Raw genomic sequence first — 14,504 nt, forward strand, 5'->3', positions numbered from 1 at the left:
AAGATTAAAATGCATATATTTTCCTAGCTGTAGAAAATTAGGCTGCAATCGAGAGAAATCCCTTCCTCTCAATTGCAGCCTATCTTTATCTAAAGCTGGTAACATTTGTCGTTCCCTCTATATGATGATCTATTTGCAGATGATACTCCGTCACCTCTATAGCATTCTCCACCTCTAATCGGGGATATTTCCTATGAAACATCTCTTGTATATCAAAGATATCAATCCCCTTCTCTTTATACTTATGAAAAAGCTCATGACAGTTTTTCTTGATGGTATTCTGTACGGATGCATCTATTTTTCTGACAGTTTCTTCATCCAATACAATACTGGCTTCTGTCCCTACTATAGAGGTTCTTACATTGATGGTTTGCCTTAGTATGACTTTTCCATCTTCATAAAGAATATCCGATACGGTATTGCCTTTTAGGATTTGAACCGTTAATAATTTATCCTCACCATGAGGATGAGGAACATCCAGGAATCCCGCCCTTGCTCTATCCACCATAAAGGCGTAAGGCTTCATCTCCTCTGTTGTTATTTTTTCCACTAATTTATCATTGTGAAAAACTGCTGCCCCATCCTTACGTATTTTGTCCTCTAAAGGATTTTTATCTATTGTAATTGATGTAATCACCAGAACATTTTTCCCCATTCTCCTTTTCTTTAATACCTCAAATAGCTTTAAATGCTGCATGGTGACCCGTTCAACAGGTCGATCAAATAAGTCAAATAGATATAAGCCCAAGTATTCATTTTGCTTTATCTCCATATTCAGTAGTTCTACTACATCTCCATAATAAACCGCCACATAGGGCCTTAAAAGAAAATCCTGGTTTCGATGAAGAGCATCCAAATAGTCTTTGATCCCCTCCTTGGCTGCCCTTTCTGTGAAAATAATAATCTTGTTTTGGGTATAGCTAAAGGGCTGTGCGCCCATTTCCTCAAATTTACTAATCACATCTAAAAATGACTTGCCGCTCCTTCTATAGAGAATCCGCTGCCCCTGCTCGGCATTTTCCTGCTGACTGCGGAAGGAGTGAAAGATTTCCTGGGATACTAGGACATTTCCTTCTTCATCTATATCAATGACTAGGGCAATAGGAAACAGCATTCTGTTGATATCGTTATAGCTGTAGCAGCTGGTCAATAATAAAGTAATGGCTAGAGATAAGCCAATAAAAAATCTTTTCATTAGGAATCTTCCTTTTTTAAAATATTATTGGATATCTTCCTTACATCATACCTTACAATATGATCCTTGAAGCTAAAATCCCTCATGCTTCCCAAGGGATAAAGGTAGGGATAGCCGCAGCTGTCTAAGCCTGCCAGATGTGAGCATGCAAGAATAAAACCTATAAAAAACCCCGGCAATCCCAGTACTCCAGAAAAAATCAGGATGACATTTGTCCATATACTGGTGGCTCCATAGAGCTTTGGTACTAAAAATAAGGATATGGCAGATAAAGCCACCACCAGCACTGTGATTTCTGAGGCCATCCCAGAACGGATGGCAGCATCTCCCAAAATCAAAGCTCCAACAATGCTGATGGCAGGACCGATGGCTTGAGGCAGACGGACCCCTGCTTCCCTTAATAGCTGAAAGAAAAACATCATGATGAGGATTTCTAAAAAGGTAGGAAAAGGTACCCCTGCCCTCAGCACCGCCAGACGGAAAACAAAAACCGAAGGTATCAGACTGAAATGATAGGTGGTTAAAGCTAAATACAGTCCAGGTACCAAAAGGGCAATCAGAAATGCTACCCATCGTATCAGACGAAAATAATTTTGAGGATATTTATTGAGGTAATAATCATCCGCCATATGAATTTCCTCCATAAAAAAATGGGGAGCAGTGAGAACAAAGGGACTGCTGTCTACTAGAACTACCACCCTTCCCTCCAACACTTTTGATACGGCAACATCCGGCTTTTCTGTATAGCCAATGGTATCAAAGGCTGTACCCTTACACTTCAGTTCCTCCTCTATATAATTTGTTTCAATGATATACTTTTGCTGTGCCGTTTTTAACTTGCTTCGTATATAATTCACCAGCTCCTCCGGTGCTTTTCCTTCTATGTAGGCCATGATGACCCCAGTATTGGTTTCTTCCCCTACAACAATCCGCTCCATCTTAAAATCTACATTTCTTATTTTTTTACGGATCAATGCCATGTTATCCATGATGCTTTCAGTAAAGCCCTCCCGAGGTCCCTTTATTACCACTTCACTAGGGGGCTCCTCAATAGCCCTAGCCTTCGTATATCGACTTTCAGAGAAAATCATGCCATCGATAAACTCAAACAAAATGAGGGTATCTCCAGACAAGATATGCATCAGGGCTGCCTCTAGGCTTTTTACATCTCCAATATTATTGTTGGTTAAGATCCTTCCCTTAACCCCCTCTATGTCCTCACTCATTTCCTCTGCTTCTATCAGGGGTGTTACCACATTTAAACTGACATTCCCACAATCAGCTAAGCTTTCTAAAAAAATGATTTGTATTTTTCCTTTATCTGTATCAACCTCTCGAATAATCAAATCATGATTTTTTTTTAATTTTTCTTGAATATATTCAAGTCTATCCTTGTATTTTTTTTGCAGTATCTTTTTTTTGCTCATACGCATCACCCAGCTTTATTTTCTGTAAAGGAGTGTAGAAATATGTACTATTAATTGAACTACTAAGAATATCTTTTTTCCTTTTGGTAGATAATAGAAAAATATATAGTACCTTCATGAAGGGGGGTTCCTCCTATGGATCAGTTTAATTCCAGGCATTTTGCCTTTTTTATTGTAGCCACCACCGTAGTTTCCTTAAAAACCTATCCCACAGTGTATACCATCAACGGTATGCGGGACAGCTGGGTGGCCATGATTATTGCTTCTATATTGATTTTACTTTATATGATTTTCTGTATAAAGGTTTATCAGAATCATAAAGGCACTGGCTTTTATGAAATCTATACCACCGCCTTGGGAAAGAGCTTGGGGACACTGTTGATTTTTTTGTTTTTGGTAACTCTATTTTTTACTTTGGTGGAGAGCGCAGCAGTCCATGCCAATGCCATGCATACCAATATGCTGATTGAAACCCCTATATGGTATTTTTTGCTGTTTTTTGTAGTACCTACTTTATATACAGTCAGGAGAGGACTGGCACCGGTTGTCATCGTTACTTTGATTGGTATTGTCCTTGTTACCATTTCTGGCATTAACCTAGCCATACTGACGGTAAAGCATAAGCATGCAGCCTATCTGTTTCCTATTTTTGAAAATGGTATTACTGGAGGCTTTATTTTATCCATACTGCAGATCCTGGGTCTCTATGGAAGTATTACATTGATTTTTCCCTATTTGACAGAAATAAAAACCACCAAAAAACTGTTAAGGCATAGTATTATAGGGTTGATTTTTGTGATACAGATGCAGCTGGTAACTTTAACAGGTCTGATTCAGACCTTTGGCATTGAAGTGGTGAACGAGATGGTTTATCCCAACCTGTTACAAACCCAGCTGGTAACCTATTTCCGTTATCTAGAGGCAGGGGAGCTGTTTGTGATGCTTCAGGTGGTGGGGGGTTGGTATCTTAAATACATCATCACCTTCTATGGCCTTTTAATCATTCTGAAAAGTATGGGCTATAAAGGGAATTGGATTCCCTTCTTTATCGCCGCCTTGGTTGGTATTTGTGCTTTTTTTGCAGCCAATAATCTCTTGGTCTTGTTAAGGCTCTTAAACTATTATACCTACATTGCCTTTATCAATCTTTTTCTCATTCCCTTCTTTGTTTTTGCCTTATTTAGTATCAGACAAAAAAAGGAGACAAAAAAAGCCAAGAGTTAGGTTCTTATTTTAAATCAATGACGGCAACTTCTCCAAAAAAAAACTGAAGCCCTAGAAAAAGATCTAGGGCTTCAGTTTTTTTATTTTTTATACAGTTCCGATGCCTTCATCCTGTGGTACATCTAATTCATTTTCTGTAGCGGATACAGCTACTGATACTGCAGCATCTCCTACTACATTTACAGATGTTCTAGCCATATCAAGTATTCTGTCTATCCCAGCAATCAAAGCAGATCCTTCTAATGGAAGACCTACTGAGGTCAATACCATCGTCAGCATGATAAAGCCTGCCCCTGGTACACCTGCAGTTCCGATAGAAGCTAATGTTGCTGTTAGAATGATGCTAACCTGCTGTGCAATCGATAAATCAAGACCATAGACCTGGGCTACGAAAAGAGCACATACCCCTTGGTATAGAGCAGTACCATCCATGTTGATGGTAGCTCCTAATGGCAATACAAAGCTGGCTACGCCATTTGGTACTCCTAAATTATCTCTTGCGGATTTAATTGTTACCGGCAGAGTTCCTGCACTACTACAGGTACTGAAAGCTACTGCGGCGGCAGGAGAAATTCCCTTGAAGAATTTTAAAGGATTTATTTTTCCAAAAATCTTTACAATAGAGGAGTACACAATAACTGCATGTAATATTGCTCCTATGTATACTGCTGCAATTACCTTGAGCAACGGTAGTAATACCGCTGGTCCATTGACTGCAACAACTGGTACAATCAAGGCGAATACACCATAAGGTGCTAGGCTCATAATAAAAGCAGTGATTTTGTACATAATCTCCGCTAAACTGTCAAAAAAGCTTAAGAAAGGCTTGCCTTTCTCTCCTACAAGGGTGATACCTATTCCTAAAAATAGTGCGAAAGCAATGATTTGCAGCATACTCCCAGTCACTAATGCGTTAAATGGATTTCTAGGAATAATATTCAGTAGTGTCTCAGCCAATGGCGGTGATTGACCAGCCTCTATGCTGGCGTCTACTGGTATGGACAATCCAGCACCAGGTTGCATTACATTTCCTAGGACAAGCCCTATGGTTACAGCCACAGCTGTAGTCATTAAGTAAAAACCAACTGTTTTCCCACCAATTCTTCCAAGTTTCTTTACGTCTCCGGTACTGGCAGCACCTACGATTAGAGAAGAAAATACTAATGGAACAATGATCATGTTAATTAGGTTTAAAAATAACCTTCCGAAGGGTGCAATATAAGTATGGGCTATTTCTGGTGCGCCCCCTAAAAGCAGCCCTACTACAATACCAGCTACAAGACCTAATAAAATCTTTGTTGTCAGCTTCAAAATAAAACCTCCTTTATTCAATTAACTATAATAAAGTACCATGAGTCCTATTGTCATTATCCTTTCATCCAGACGGTAGTCATTTCCCTCCTTTCTATAATAAATGATGTTTAAATTTTCAAATAAGTTCTTCTAATTAAAAATATGCAATAAATATTCCTTTATTACCTGTGGAAAGATGAAGAATGGATAATATTACATAGACCTCATCTCTATTTTATATGAAATCCCCCTTCAGTGCAATAGCATAAATTCTGCATTTTTCAATAAAAAACGGTAAATATCTTACATGAAGCCCCTGTAATCATTGCTTTATTTTTAATCTTCTGAATATTGTAGTTTTATGAATAAATTCCTTCAAGTCTACCTTGGATATCCCAACAGTTCCAGGACAGAATCATAAAGTTTTAAAACAGCAAATCCAAAGCATTCTTGATGATTTAGCAAAAATAGATGAAAATTTCCAAGCCTCTATAGAGGTACTTGAAGAAAGACCCTAGACAAAAACCTCAAAGGATGAGGCTATCGTAAAAGCTATTTCCTGTGCATATACTATAGCAACCGGCAAAAATCCTATCTATAACGGTGTTCCCGGCGCCACAGATGGTACCTTCCTAAGCTGTATGAAAAACATACCTATTGTCACTACTGGTGCAGGAGATCGGAGGTTAAAATAATGGAAGTCTCTAAGAAGGAGATGCGTTATGCAAAAAGCTTTAAGGAACAACTTACTTTCCGCGGACTAGTTATAGGTGCTCTCGGGGCTATTATCATCACCACCAGTTCCATGTATGTCGCCCTTAGGATGGGGGCATTACCATGGCCTACTATCTTTGTTGCTGTCATGTCTATGACCGTATTAAAGGCACTGGGAAAAACAAATCTAAATGAAATTAACGTAACCCATACAGCCATGTCTGCCGGCAGTATGGTGGCAGGAGGCTTAGCCTTTACAATTCCAGGTATTTGGATGCTGAATGAAAATGCTGAGGTAGGATTTTTAACCCTGTTAATTATTACTTTGTCGGGAACAATATTAGGGGTTATTTTTACAGCACTAGTTCGGAAATATTTTATTGAGGGAGAAAAGCTTCCCTTCCCTATGGGAATCGCCGCCTCTGAAACTGTTTTGGCAGGTGATGAAGGAGGAGCAAAGGCAAAAACCCTATTCTCTACCTTAGGTGTTACTGCCGTCTTTACTGCCCTGAGGGATGGACTTGGCTTAATTCCTGGGGCATGGATGTCTGCCACACTAATGGCAAAAAATATTTTCTTTGGCATTTGGATTTCTCCAATGGCTGCTGCCATCGGTTACATCATTGGTCCCTTATTTACAGGGGTCTGGTTCCTTGGAGCGGCACTGGTCTATTTCTTTATTATCCCGGTAGGGGTATCAGCAGGATGGTTTTCTGATGTAGCAGCTGCTACTGCCTTCAAGGATAGCTTAGGAATCGGTCTAATGGTGGGAACAGGTATCGGGGTCCTATTGAAGGGAATTATTCCAAAGACGAAGGAAATATATGGCCCTATGCTTAGGAATAAAACAGCAAAAGAAGGTGGTATCAGTCTAAAATGGGCACCCTTTGTTTTTGCATTGGTGGCTTTATTCCTAACCATCCTAACAGATATGCGGTTACTTCCTAGTATCATCACTATTTTAGGGGTTTGGCTGACAACAGCTATGGCCGCCTCCATCACAGGACAGACAGGTATCAATCCCATGGAGATTTTTGGTATAATAGTATTGTTATCAGTAAAGGCTCTGTTTGGTACTGTAGGTGTAGAAGGTTTCTTGATAGCCGCTGTTGTGGCAGTAGCCTGTGGGTTGACTGGTGATGTATTAAACGACTTTAAATCAGGTTTTATCTTAAAAACCAATCCCAAGGCCCAGCTTATCTCAGAAACCGTTGGGGGTATTATTGGGGCAGTTGTATCAGTCATCGTATTATTTGTTATGTTTAGAGCCTATGGCGCTATGGGTCCAGGAACAGATCTGCCGGCACCTCAAGCCTATGCAGTTTCCACTATGGTGGGAGGATTGCCTAATACCTCTGCCTTTATAATAGGTCTGGTATTAGGGGCAGCCTTGTACTTATTAAATATTCCAGGTATGACCTTAGGTCTTGGCATCTATTTGCCCATGATGATTTCTTCTACTGTATTCATGGGAGGACTATTGAATTATATTGTCTCTAAGGTTAAGCCAGAAAAAAGTGGTAAAGGGGTTATTGTTTCTTCCGGTATGTTGGGAGGAGAAGGTGTTACCGGCGTAGTTATCGCCATCATCAAAGTAATTACAATGGGCTAAAGAAAAGGAGGGATTCATTTTGCAGGAAATTTCTATTACAGCAATAGAGGGAATCAAGATAGGACATTGTCAGGATTTAAATGCAGCCACTGGGTGTACAGTGGTGATTTCTGAAGAGGGTGCCATCGGAGGCGTAGATGTTCGAGGAGGTGCACCGGGTACCCGTGAGACTGATTTGCTAAATCCTATGAACTTAGTAGAGGAGGTCCACGCCATACTTTTGGCAGGGGGCAGCGCCTTTGGCTTAGACGCCGCTGCCGGAGTAATGGAGTATCTGGAAGAAAAAAAAATTGGCTTTGATGTTGGAGTAACCACTGTACCAATTGTAGCTGGTGCCGTATTATTTGATCTTACAATAGGAGACCCCAAGACTCGTCCTAATAAGGAAATGGGTTATAAAGCCTGCGAAAGCGCCAGCAGTCAGCCTGTTATTGAGGGAACAGTGGGAGCCGGTACTGGTGCTACTGTTGGAAAATTTTTAGGAGCAGCCTCCGCCATGAAGGGGGGACTAGGTACCTACTGTGTCAAAGCTGGAGATTTAATAGTGGGAGCTATAGTAGCAGTGAACTGCTTGGGAGATGTAATGGATCCTAAAACTGGAAAAATCCTTGCTGGAGCTCTCAAACCAGATAAAAAGAGCTTTGCTAATACAGAAGAAATTATGCTGCAGCAATATAGCGCCAAAAAGAACCTATTTGCCGGCAACACCACCATCGGTGCTGTGATTACCAATGGCAAGCTTACAAAGTCTCAAGCCAATAAGGTTGCCTCTATGGCCCATAACGGCTATGCAAGGACCATCCGTCCAGCTCATACCATGATGGATGGCGACACCATTTTTACTCTGGCTACAGGAAGGATAGAGACGGATGTGAGCGTGGTTGGCCTTTTAGGGGCTAAAGCTATGGAGGAGGCTGTTTTAAGAGCAGTAAAAAAAGCCACTTCTCTAGCAGGGGTAAGCAGCTGTAAAGATATAGAATGAAAATATGGCTTATCTATTCTCTGTAGATAAGCCATATTTTTATATCAACTGTATTTTTAGTTCATTGGTAGTATCCGCTAGGCCAGAGATCCATAAGTCATACTGAATTTCAATGCTGCCTTTTTTTGCACTGCTGCACAGTTGTATGTCTAGTTCTTTTGTAAAGATTTCCATGTCAAACTTGCCATACTGGGTGCTATACTGAGAAGTAAAAGTCTTCCCTTTTTGAAAAATCATTTTTAAATCCGAGCTGCCGAAGCGTCTCATGGAGACCTTGTTTTCTCTATCAATCTTCAGGGTAGTGGTGGCCCCCTCCATGCCGGAGATTTCTGATTCCTCATAGACAATATATAAGCTATCCTTTTTTTCATAGCAGGTGCCTTCTGTCATTAATTCAATTTTATTTTCTTGGCCCTTTTCATCTTTTTGAATTCCAATTACCTTTATCATTCGTTTTTCCTTCATCTCATCCATCCTTATCTATTGATGTCCTTGAGGTCTCTCTTGAAACCTTTCTATAGCCAATACAATCAATTCATCAATCAATGCTTCATAGGGTAAGCCAGTAACCTCCCACATCTTGGGGTACATACTTATTTTGGTAAAACCAGGCATTGTATTGATTTCGTTAAAATATATTTTGTTTGTCTCTCTTTCCACAAAAAAATCTACCCTTGCCAATCCACAGCAATCCAACAATTTATATACCTGCAAAGACAGCTCTCTGATTTCCTCCGTTAACTCTTCTGGCAAATCTGCAGGTATTTGAAAGCTGCTGGTACCATCAAAATATTTGTCTTTATAATCATAAAACTCATTAGACGGTATAATTTCTGCTGGTAAAGAGGCCTTTGGTTCATCATTACCTAAAACTGAGCATTCAATTTCTCTCCCATTGATAAATTCCTCTACTACGATTTTTCTATCGTATTGAAAGGCTAATCCTATGGCCTCTATCAGCCGCTGTCTATCCTTTGCTTTAGAAATGCCCACACTGGAGCCTAGATTAGCAGGCTTTACAAATACAGGATAGCCTAGCTTTTCTTCTATGGCTTCTATATAATCTATTTCTTTTTCTTTATATTCCTTGTGAAGCATAGGGATATATTGAGCTTGAGGTATCTCTTCAGAGGAGCATAATTTTTTTGTGATAGCCTTATCCATGCCAACAGAGGAGGCCAGTACACCAGCTCCCACATAGGGAATGTCTAACATCTCCAATAATCCTTGAATGGTACCATCTTCCCCAAAGGGTCCATGTAGTACTGGTAAAACTACATCTATTTTTTGAGGGGTGTCCTTTCCTAGAGAGATGATTTCTTCATCAGTGGCAAGATTTTCCCATTCTCCTGTAGGAATATTATCTATCGGTCCATCATATCGCTTCCATATTCCTTTCTTGGTAATCCCTACCTTCATCACATTGTATTTTTGGCTATCCATTACCTTTAGTATAGAAGTAGCAGACATCAGGGACACCTCATGTTCTCCTGATTTCCCTCCAAATACCACCATCACATTTATTTTTTCCATAGCTACACCTTCCTTCATATCTAATTAATATTCTACCCTTATGATAACTATTATTCAACTTTTAATTCTTTGCAAAAAAAATAGCAGAGAAATATCTTCTCCACTATTTTTTATGCTATTGATGATTACATTATGTTAAAAAACCGACGCTAGTCGACTTAGCTGATCTCTTGATGCTTGAAATACTTCAACAATTTTTGATTTTAGCTGTAAAGGTAATTCTCCATCATTGACAGAGGTATAAACAATCCTATATTCCTCCTCTGTTAATGCTGCCTTTAGCTCCTGCTGCGTTCTTTCATCCGTTAATCCATGCTTTACATCTACAAAGCATAGAGGTGGAAACATCACACACCACCAATTTTCTCCAGTACCTTCTCCTATCACTACCTTTAATGCTTCATATCTACCAGCAGGGAATACGGTACCCCCATAACGCCTTGTGGGGAAAACATCCTCTACTAAAACTGCTGAAACCTTATAATCTTTTCCATTTGCAAATATTTCTTCCTGAGCTGCTGTTTCTATCTCTTTTAGATTATTTGTAATGATTTTTCTTGATTCCTCTATCCCGCTGGAGACTGCAAAATCTTCCTCCATAGCTTCAATAATTTTATCTCTTACCTTTAGCTTCAGCAGCTGATCCTCAGGATCATCGCTATTGGCTAAAACATGGAATCTTACTAGGTTTTCTCCCAGACGCTCCAGCTGAGGGGCTTCTTCAGCTTTGTTATCATTGATAGCAAGAATCCCTATAAGTCCTATGATGAATATCCCTACTACAAACTTTTTATACATATTAATTTCCCCCTCTTTCTCCATTTGATTGTTCTACTATCATTATGTACAAGTAGGGGAAAAAATATACAGATTCTTCTCCAGTATTTACTACTGTTGTTGTCTTTTGTTTTACCTTCATTCTAAAAAATAAAAAACAACTACGATTTTTCTTAGGTAGCTGTTTTTCTATTGGCCCTCCTATCCTGCACCCTAGAATTCAATGCTATAGCTTTTCTTGCTCTTATACTAAAAATTATTCTTTAAAGGATTGTTTGCCTATCAACCCCTGAATAAAAAACCCCAAGGCTGCTCCTATCATCAAGCAAAGAATGGGAAGCCATATGGGACCTAATAGTATCCCTTTTATTTGAAAGACTGAGGAATAAATCACCCCTATAGTGCCCAAATAAGCTGCCAATACAAAGGGCAAGAAACTATTGGGAGCTTTGGGTCCCTCTGCGTGCTTATAGGCATCCCATATGGCAAACATATATATACAGGGATAGAACATCAACCATTGGTAGTTGGTTTGTTCAACCGCCACACCCGTATTCCCTAAAAAACTCGATATAATGGCTAAATTTACATTTGCCTGTACATTAATGATAAACTCTAGAGCAATCAATACAAAACCCTTTACTAGATGCCCATTCAATATCTGGCCAAAGCCTGGAAGGGCAATACTCCACAATAGCTTTTCCATTCTGTCGTCAAGGTTCATGGCTATTTACCTAATTAGACATGGGATAAATTTTTGTGATTTATCACCTGAGGCGGCTGCTCCATCCAGCCATGCTGGATCATGATCTTTGTGCCATCCTCCACATATTGACCCACCTCTGCAACCAAGCGTCCATAGTTGACATGTAAATCTTTTCTTAAGCTTGCTATCATCCCTGCCGTATAGTTTCCTATACCTGCTGCATTTAAAGAATCCACATGGTACATCATCAGCTTATCTGAAAAAGGTGCCTCGGTTCCATCTGTGACAAAAGAATCAGAGGTTGAAGGCTCAGGAATGTTTTCATCTGCTAATAGAGTAGTAAAAATTTTTATATGCTTGCTGGCAATATCTACCCCTCTAAACATAAAGGTCTTTATCTCCTTTGCATTGGTGACCTGTCCAAAGCCCGTCAGAAGTCCCCTTCCTACGATGTTGGTAAGGGTATTTGCGTAAAGATGAGCAGCCTCAATGGTAAGCAAAGGTCTTTTTTTCCCCACGATATTGTCCATAAAGTCCTCCTTCTCCACGAAGCCTACCTGTTTCGGCACCTCTACGTAGGGAGCGCTAACAAAAATACCCTTTTCCTGCTGAAGATTGGTTACTTTATTTAACAGCTTTACTGAGGAGCCTAAGCATCCAGAAAAATAGTCCCTTATATCAGATCGATTAGCTAAACCTAGGGCTAAGCTGTATGCATTCACCCCTAATCTACCCATGTTTCGTAAATAAAATAAATAAAAGTTATCTGTATATAATTTGGGGGCATTTGGGTTTACATCATTTTCTGTAAATCCTTGAGGGATAGGCAGCTTTTCCTCCTGAAAATGCTCTGTAATCTTCTTCACATGTTCTTCAGATAGATTTAAGGCATACTTGACAATAGGCTTTACCTCTCGATCTTCGACATTATTAAGGAAGTACTTAAGAGTACAAACAGCCATGCTGTCATTTACATAAGAGGTCCAGAGTCCTGCTATTTCTGCTGCATTTAATTGCTTTTTATTTCCTATGTGCATTTTTTTGCCTCCTTAATTTATTTCTTATTTTCATTATTTGTTTATTTTATTTCAATAGATAGTAAGAAAATTTTCTGTTGAGCTTTTAAAAAATCTCATGCCGTATGATGAAAATCTAATTGAGCAACACCAAGTGCATGATTTTCCCATAGTGTGTTTTTTATTTTCTCCAATTCCTCCTGCTGACATTCAATCATCAGGACTACTTCTGATGTTTTTTGTAGATTACTTCTATTTTTCTCATACTTCTTTGTAGTGACTAATTTAATGATAAAGCCCAAAAAAAATCCAGTAAACAATCCTATTAATCCCCACCATATAGGTCCCCACCTTAAGATAAATCCGTATATACTTCCTAGAAGCATAAATATGGTCCCCAAGGCTGCCCCTAGATCCAGGAGGCTTAATCCATCGGAGTAGTGGAGGGTATCAAATAGTCTTCTTGATTCCCCTCTTTTATCTAAGGGCACAGCTAGAATTCTTTCCTTTAAAACCCCCTTCATCTCCACAGCTGTAATGGCTAATTCCAAATAATTGTTATGCTCAAAGGTAGCAATAATGTACATGTTATCCCTCCTATATTTTACATCCTTTAGAGGCATGTTGAATCCTTCAAACTGGTATTGTCTTTTTAAAAATTTTGATTGCTCCCAATTATACAGCCTATTGTTTTCCACGGTATTGACATAGGCATCATATACAGCGAAGCCATAAATAGAGGGACTGTTCATCATCCAATGAATGTCCAAAACCTCCTTTGCCTCTGCAATCTGCCCCAGTAAGGAGTAGTGAATGGCTGGCAAGAGATTAGCCAAATAAATAACCATAATCCACCATATTAAAACAAAGGTAGCAGTTATGATTCTATGGATATAAAGCTGTCCTATTCCCGGCATTAGTGCAGACCATACAAATGCATTAGCAGGACTTCTTTTATCTAAGTAATTTATTTCCATGGCACCAATATTGAAGGCTTTTATTTCTGCATCCTCCCTGGATGCCAGCTTATAGACATTATTCATATCTACTGTCGTTCTATAGCTATCCCAAATGGCAAAAATATAGATGGGAATATACAGCAGCATCCACTCCTTGTTTAGGACTTCCTTTGCCTGATGGAATTCTCCGATAAAGGAATAATAGATGGCCATATTAATATTGGCCTGCATATTGATAATTACCTCCCATACAAACAAAAGAAATCCTCTTAAATACTTTGAAAGCAAAAGATGTCCCATCCCAGGAAATGCAGCAGACCACCAAGCAATGATACGGGGGTTTCTGAGGTGGATCTGTGTTGTCCCTACTGTACTTAAATGGGCTATTTTTCTTCGGCTTGTGTTTTTGTTATTTTGATTGATCATAGGATTATGTCTCTCCTCAGGTAAAGCCTTAGGTAGTATCATTGGTATTGTTTTATCTTAAAAGCTTCTTTCAACTGTTGTTATATTTTAGGGGGGGTTTTTTCAGCCTCAGGATACTTTTCACATGCTATTTTTCCTCTATAGCGATTATTCCTCTATTCACTAAGGTCCATGCTCCTCTAATCAGCAATACTTTAAATAAGATAAGACCCACAAAGGAATGCCAAATACTCCATTTTTTGTTGTTATATTTGATTAAATGGGTTTTTACTAATACCCAGTACTCTACTAGGGCTTGAAAAATACTATATAGGATAGCCTGTCCTACTATTCCTTTAGCATTTGAATATAATGAGGTTTGACAATGGGCAACGGCTATCAAGGGTCCTATCAGATAATCATATACAACACTACTCTTGAAGATTTTAGGCCAATACCTTACTGGGAAAGAAAAGTATCCTTTGGTAATCAGGTGATTTGAAATCCAAGTATTAGCAAGTCCAGTGAAGACAAAAACAATTAAGGACTGCTTTCTATATTTTCTTTTAAATAGAATGGGTAAAAAGCATATCCCGATGATTGTTGAAGTGAATAAGACCTTTGACTTTCTCACCCTTAATTCCTCCTTCCTTACCTTTAT

At 39.2% G+C, this 14,504-nt stretch carries 13 protein-coding genes; 3 read left to right on the forward strand and 10 right to left on the reverse strand.

The window, feature by feature from the left end:
• Positions 1-85 precede the first annotated feature (85 nt).
• Together BMX10_RS04600 and BMX10_RS04605 are read right to left on the reverse strand one after the other, a co-directional pair.
• Positions 86-1,195 (reverse strand): Ger(x)C family spore germination protein, encoded by a 1,110-nt coding sequence (locus tag BMX10_RS04600; protein ID WP_090440087.1) that lies wholly within the window; start codon positions 1,193-1,195, stop codon positions 86-88.
• Positions 1,195-2,622, reverse strand: a complete 1,428-nt coding sequence (locus BMX10_RS04605) for a spore germination protein (RefSeq protein WP_090440090.1) — start codon at positions 2,620-2,622, stop codon at positions 1,195-1,197. The genes BMX10_RS04600 and BMX10_RS04605 overlap by 1 nt, the downstream gene beginning before the upstream one ends.
• A 135-nt stretch (positions 2,623-2,757) precedes the next feature.
• Here BMX10_RS04605 and BMX10_RS04610 point away from each other — a divergent pair, with 135 nt between their 5' ends.
• Positions 2,758-3,846: a GerAB/ArcD/ProY family transporter gene (locus BMX10_RS04610; RefSeq protein ID WP_090440094.1), complete on the forward strand. Its 1,089-nt coding sequence runs from the start codon at positions 2,758-2,760 to the stop codon at positions 3,844-3,846.
• An 87-nt stretch (positions 3,847-3,933) separates the two neighbouring features.
• Here the strand turns inward: BMX10_RS04610 and BMX10_RS04615 are convergent, their stop codons facing one another.
• Positions 3,934-5,157 carry a dicarboxylate/amino acid:cation symporter gene (locus tag BMX10_RS04615; RefSeq protein WP_090440097.1) on the reverse strand — a complete coding sequence of 408 codons (1,224 nt, stop codon included), beginning with the start codon at positions 5,155-5,157 and terminating at the stop codon, positions 3,934-3,936.
• A 676-nt stretch (positions 5,158-5,833) separates the two neighbouring features.
• Between BMX10_RS04615 and BMX10_RS04620 the strand changes: the two genes are divergently transcribed.
• Both BMX10_RS04620 and BMX10_RS04625 read left to right on the forward strand, forming a co-directional pair.
• Positions 5,834-7,465: an OPT/YSL family transporter gene (locus BMX10_RS04620; RefSeq protein WP_244272635.1), complete on the forward strand. Its 1,632-nt coding sequence runs from the start codon at positions 5,834-5,836 to the stop codon at positions 7,463-7,465.
• A 19-nt stretch (positions 7,466-7,484) separates the two neighbouring features.
• Positions 7,485-8,447 (forward strand): P1 family peptidase, encoded by a 963-nt coding sequence (locus tag BMX10_RS04625; protein WP_090440100.1) that lies wholly within the window; start codon positions 7,485-7,487, stop codon positions 8,445-8,447.
• A 39-nt stretch (positions 8,448-8,486) separates the two neighbouring features.
• Here BMX10_RS04625 and BMX10_RS04630 read toward each other — a convergent pair whose 3' ends face one another.
• The 7 genes from BMX10_RS04630 to BMX10_RS04660 all read right to left on the reverse strand — a co-directional run bounded on the left by BMX10_RS04630 (position 8,487) and on the right by BMX10_RS04660 (position 14,477).
• Positions 8,487-8,912 carry a YwiB family protein gene (locus BMX10_RS04630; protein WP_090440103.1) on the reverse strand — a complete coding sequence of 142 codons (426 nt, stop codon included), beginning with the start codon at positions 8,910-8,912 and terminating at the stop codon, positions 8,487-8,489.
• 15 nt (positions 8,913-8,927) lie between these two features.
• A complete protein-coding gene (locus BMX10_RS04635; protein WP_090440106.1) occupies positions 8,928-9,980 on the reverse strand; it encodes a D-alanine--D-alanine ligase in 1,053 nt (350 codons plus the stop codon).
• Positions 9,981-10,115: 135 nt separating this feature from the next.
• Positions 10,116-10,778, reverse strand: a complete 663-nt coding sequence (gene spoIIR / locus BMX10_RS04640) for a stage II sporulation protein R (protein WP_090440109.1) — start codon at positions 10,776-10,778, stop codon at positions 10,116-10,118.
• A gap of 235 nt (positions 10,779-11,013) precedes the next feature.
• Positions 11,014-11,481 (reverse strand): hypothetical protein, encoded by a 468-nt coding sequence (locus BMX10_RS04645; protein WP_090440112.1) that lies wholly within the window; start codon positions 11,479-11,481, stop codon positions 11,014-11,016.
• A 14-nt stretch (positions 11,482-11,495) separates the two neighbouring features.
• Positions 11,496-12,500, reverse strand: coding sequence for a DUF3231 family protein (locus BMX10_RS04650; RefSeq protein WP_090440115.1), 1,005 nt, complete (start codon positions 12,498-12,500; stop codon positions 11,496-11,498).
• Positions 12,501-12,595: 95 nt separating this feature from the next.
• Complete coding sequence (locus tag BMX10_RS04655) at positions 12,596-13,864, reverse strand: hypothetical protein (protein ID WP_090440117.1); 1,269 nt, start codon at positions 13,862-13,864, stop codon at positions 12,596-12,598.
• A 127-nt stretch (positions 13,865-13,991) separates the two neighbouring features.
• Positions 13,992-14,477, reverse strand: a complete 486-nt coding sequence (locus BMX10_RS04660) for a CBO0543 family protein (RefSeq protein WP_090440121.1) — start codon at positions 14,475-14,477, stop codon at positions 13,992-13,994.
• Positions 14,478-14,504 lie beyond the last annotated feature (27 nt).

Source organism: Natronincola peptidivorans (assembly GCF_900111615.1).
GTDB classification, from domain to species: domain Bacteria; phylum Bacillota; class Clostridia; order Peptostreptococcales; family Natronincolaceae; genus Natronincola_A; species Natronincola_A peptidivorans.

Excerpts from the sequence above, each read along its gene's own strand:
- BMX10_RS04600 (WP_090440087.1), bottom strand. The coding sequence starts at position 1,195 with ATGAAAAGATTTTTTATTGGCTTATCTCTAGCCATTACTTTATTATTG.
- BMX10_RS04605 (WP_090440090.1), bottom strand. The coding sequence starts at position 2,622 with ATGAGCAAAAAAAAGATACTGCAAAAAAAATACAAGGATAGACTTGAA.
- BMX10_RS04620 (WP_244272635.1), top strand. The coding sequence starts at position 5,834 with ATGGAAGTCTCTAAGAAGGAGATGCGTTATGCAAAAAGCTTTAAGGAA.
- BMX10_RS04650 (WP_090440115.1), bottom strand. The coding sequence starts at position 12,500 with ATGCACATAGGAAATAAAAAGCAATTAAATGCAGCAGAAATAGCAGGA.
- BMX10_RS04630 (WP_090440103.1), bottom strand. The coding sequence starts at position 8,912 with ATGAAGGAAAAACGAATGATAAAGGTAATTGGAATTCAAAAAGATGAA.
- BMX10_RS04655 (WP_090440117.1), bottom strand. The coding sequence starts at position 13,864 with ATGATCAATCAAAATAACAAAAACACAAGCCGAAGAAAAATAGCCCAT.
- BMX10_RS04635 (WP_090440106.1), bottom strand. The coding sequence starts at position 9,980 with ATGGAAAAAATAAATGTGATGGTGGTATTTGGAGGGAAATCAGGAGAA.
- BMX10_RS04610 (WP_090440094.1), top strand. The coding sequence starts at position 2,758 with ATGGATCAGTTTAATTCCAGGCATTTTGCCTTTTTTATTGTAGCCACC.
- BMX10_RS04645 (WP_090440112.1), bottom strand. The coding sequence starts at position 11,481 with ATGAACCTTGACGACAGAATGGAAAAGCTATTGTGGAGTATTGCCCTT.
- spoIIR (WP_090440109.1), bottom strand. The coding sequence starts at position 10,778 with ATGTATAAAAAGTTTGTAGTAGGGATATTCATCATAGGACTTATAGGG.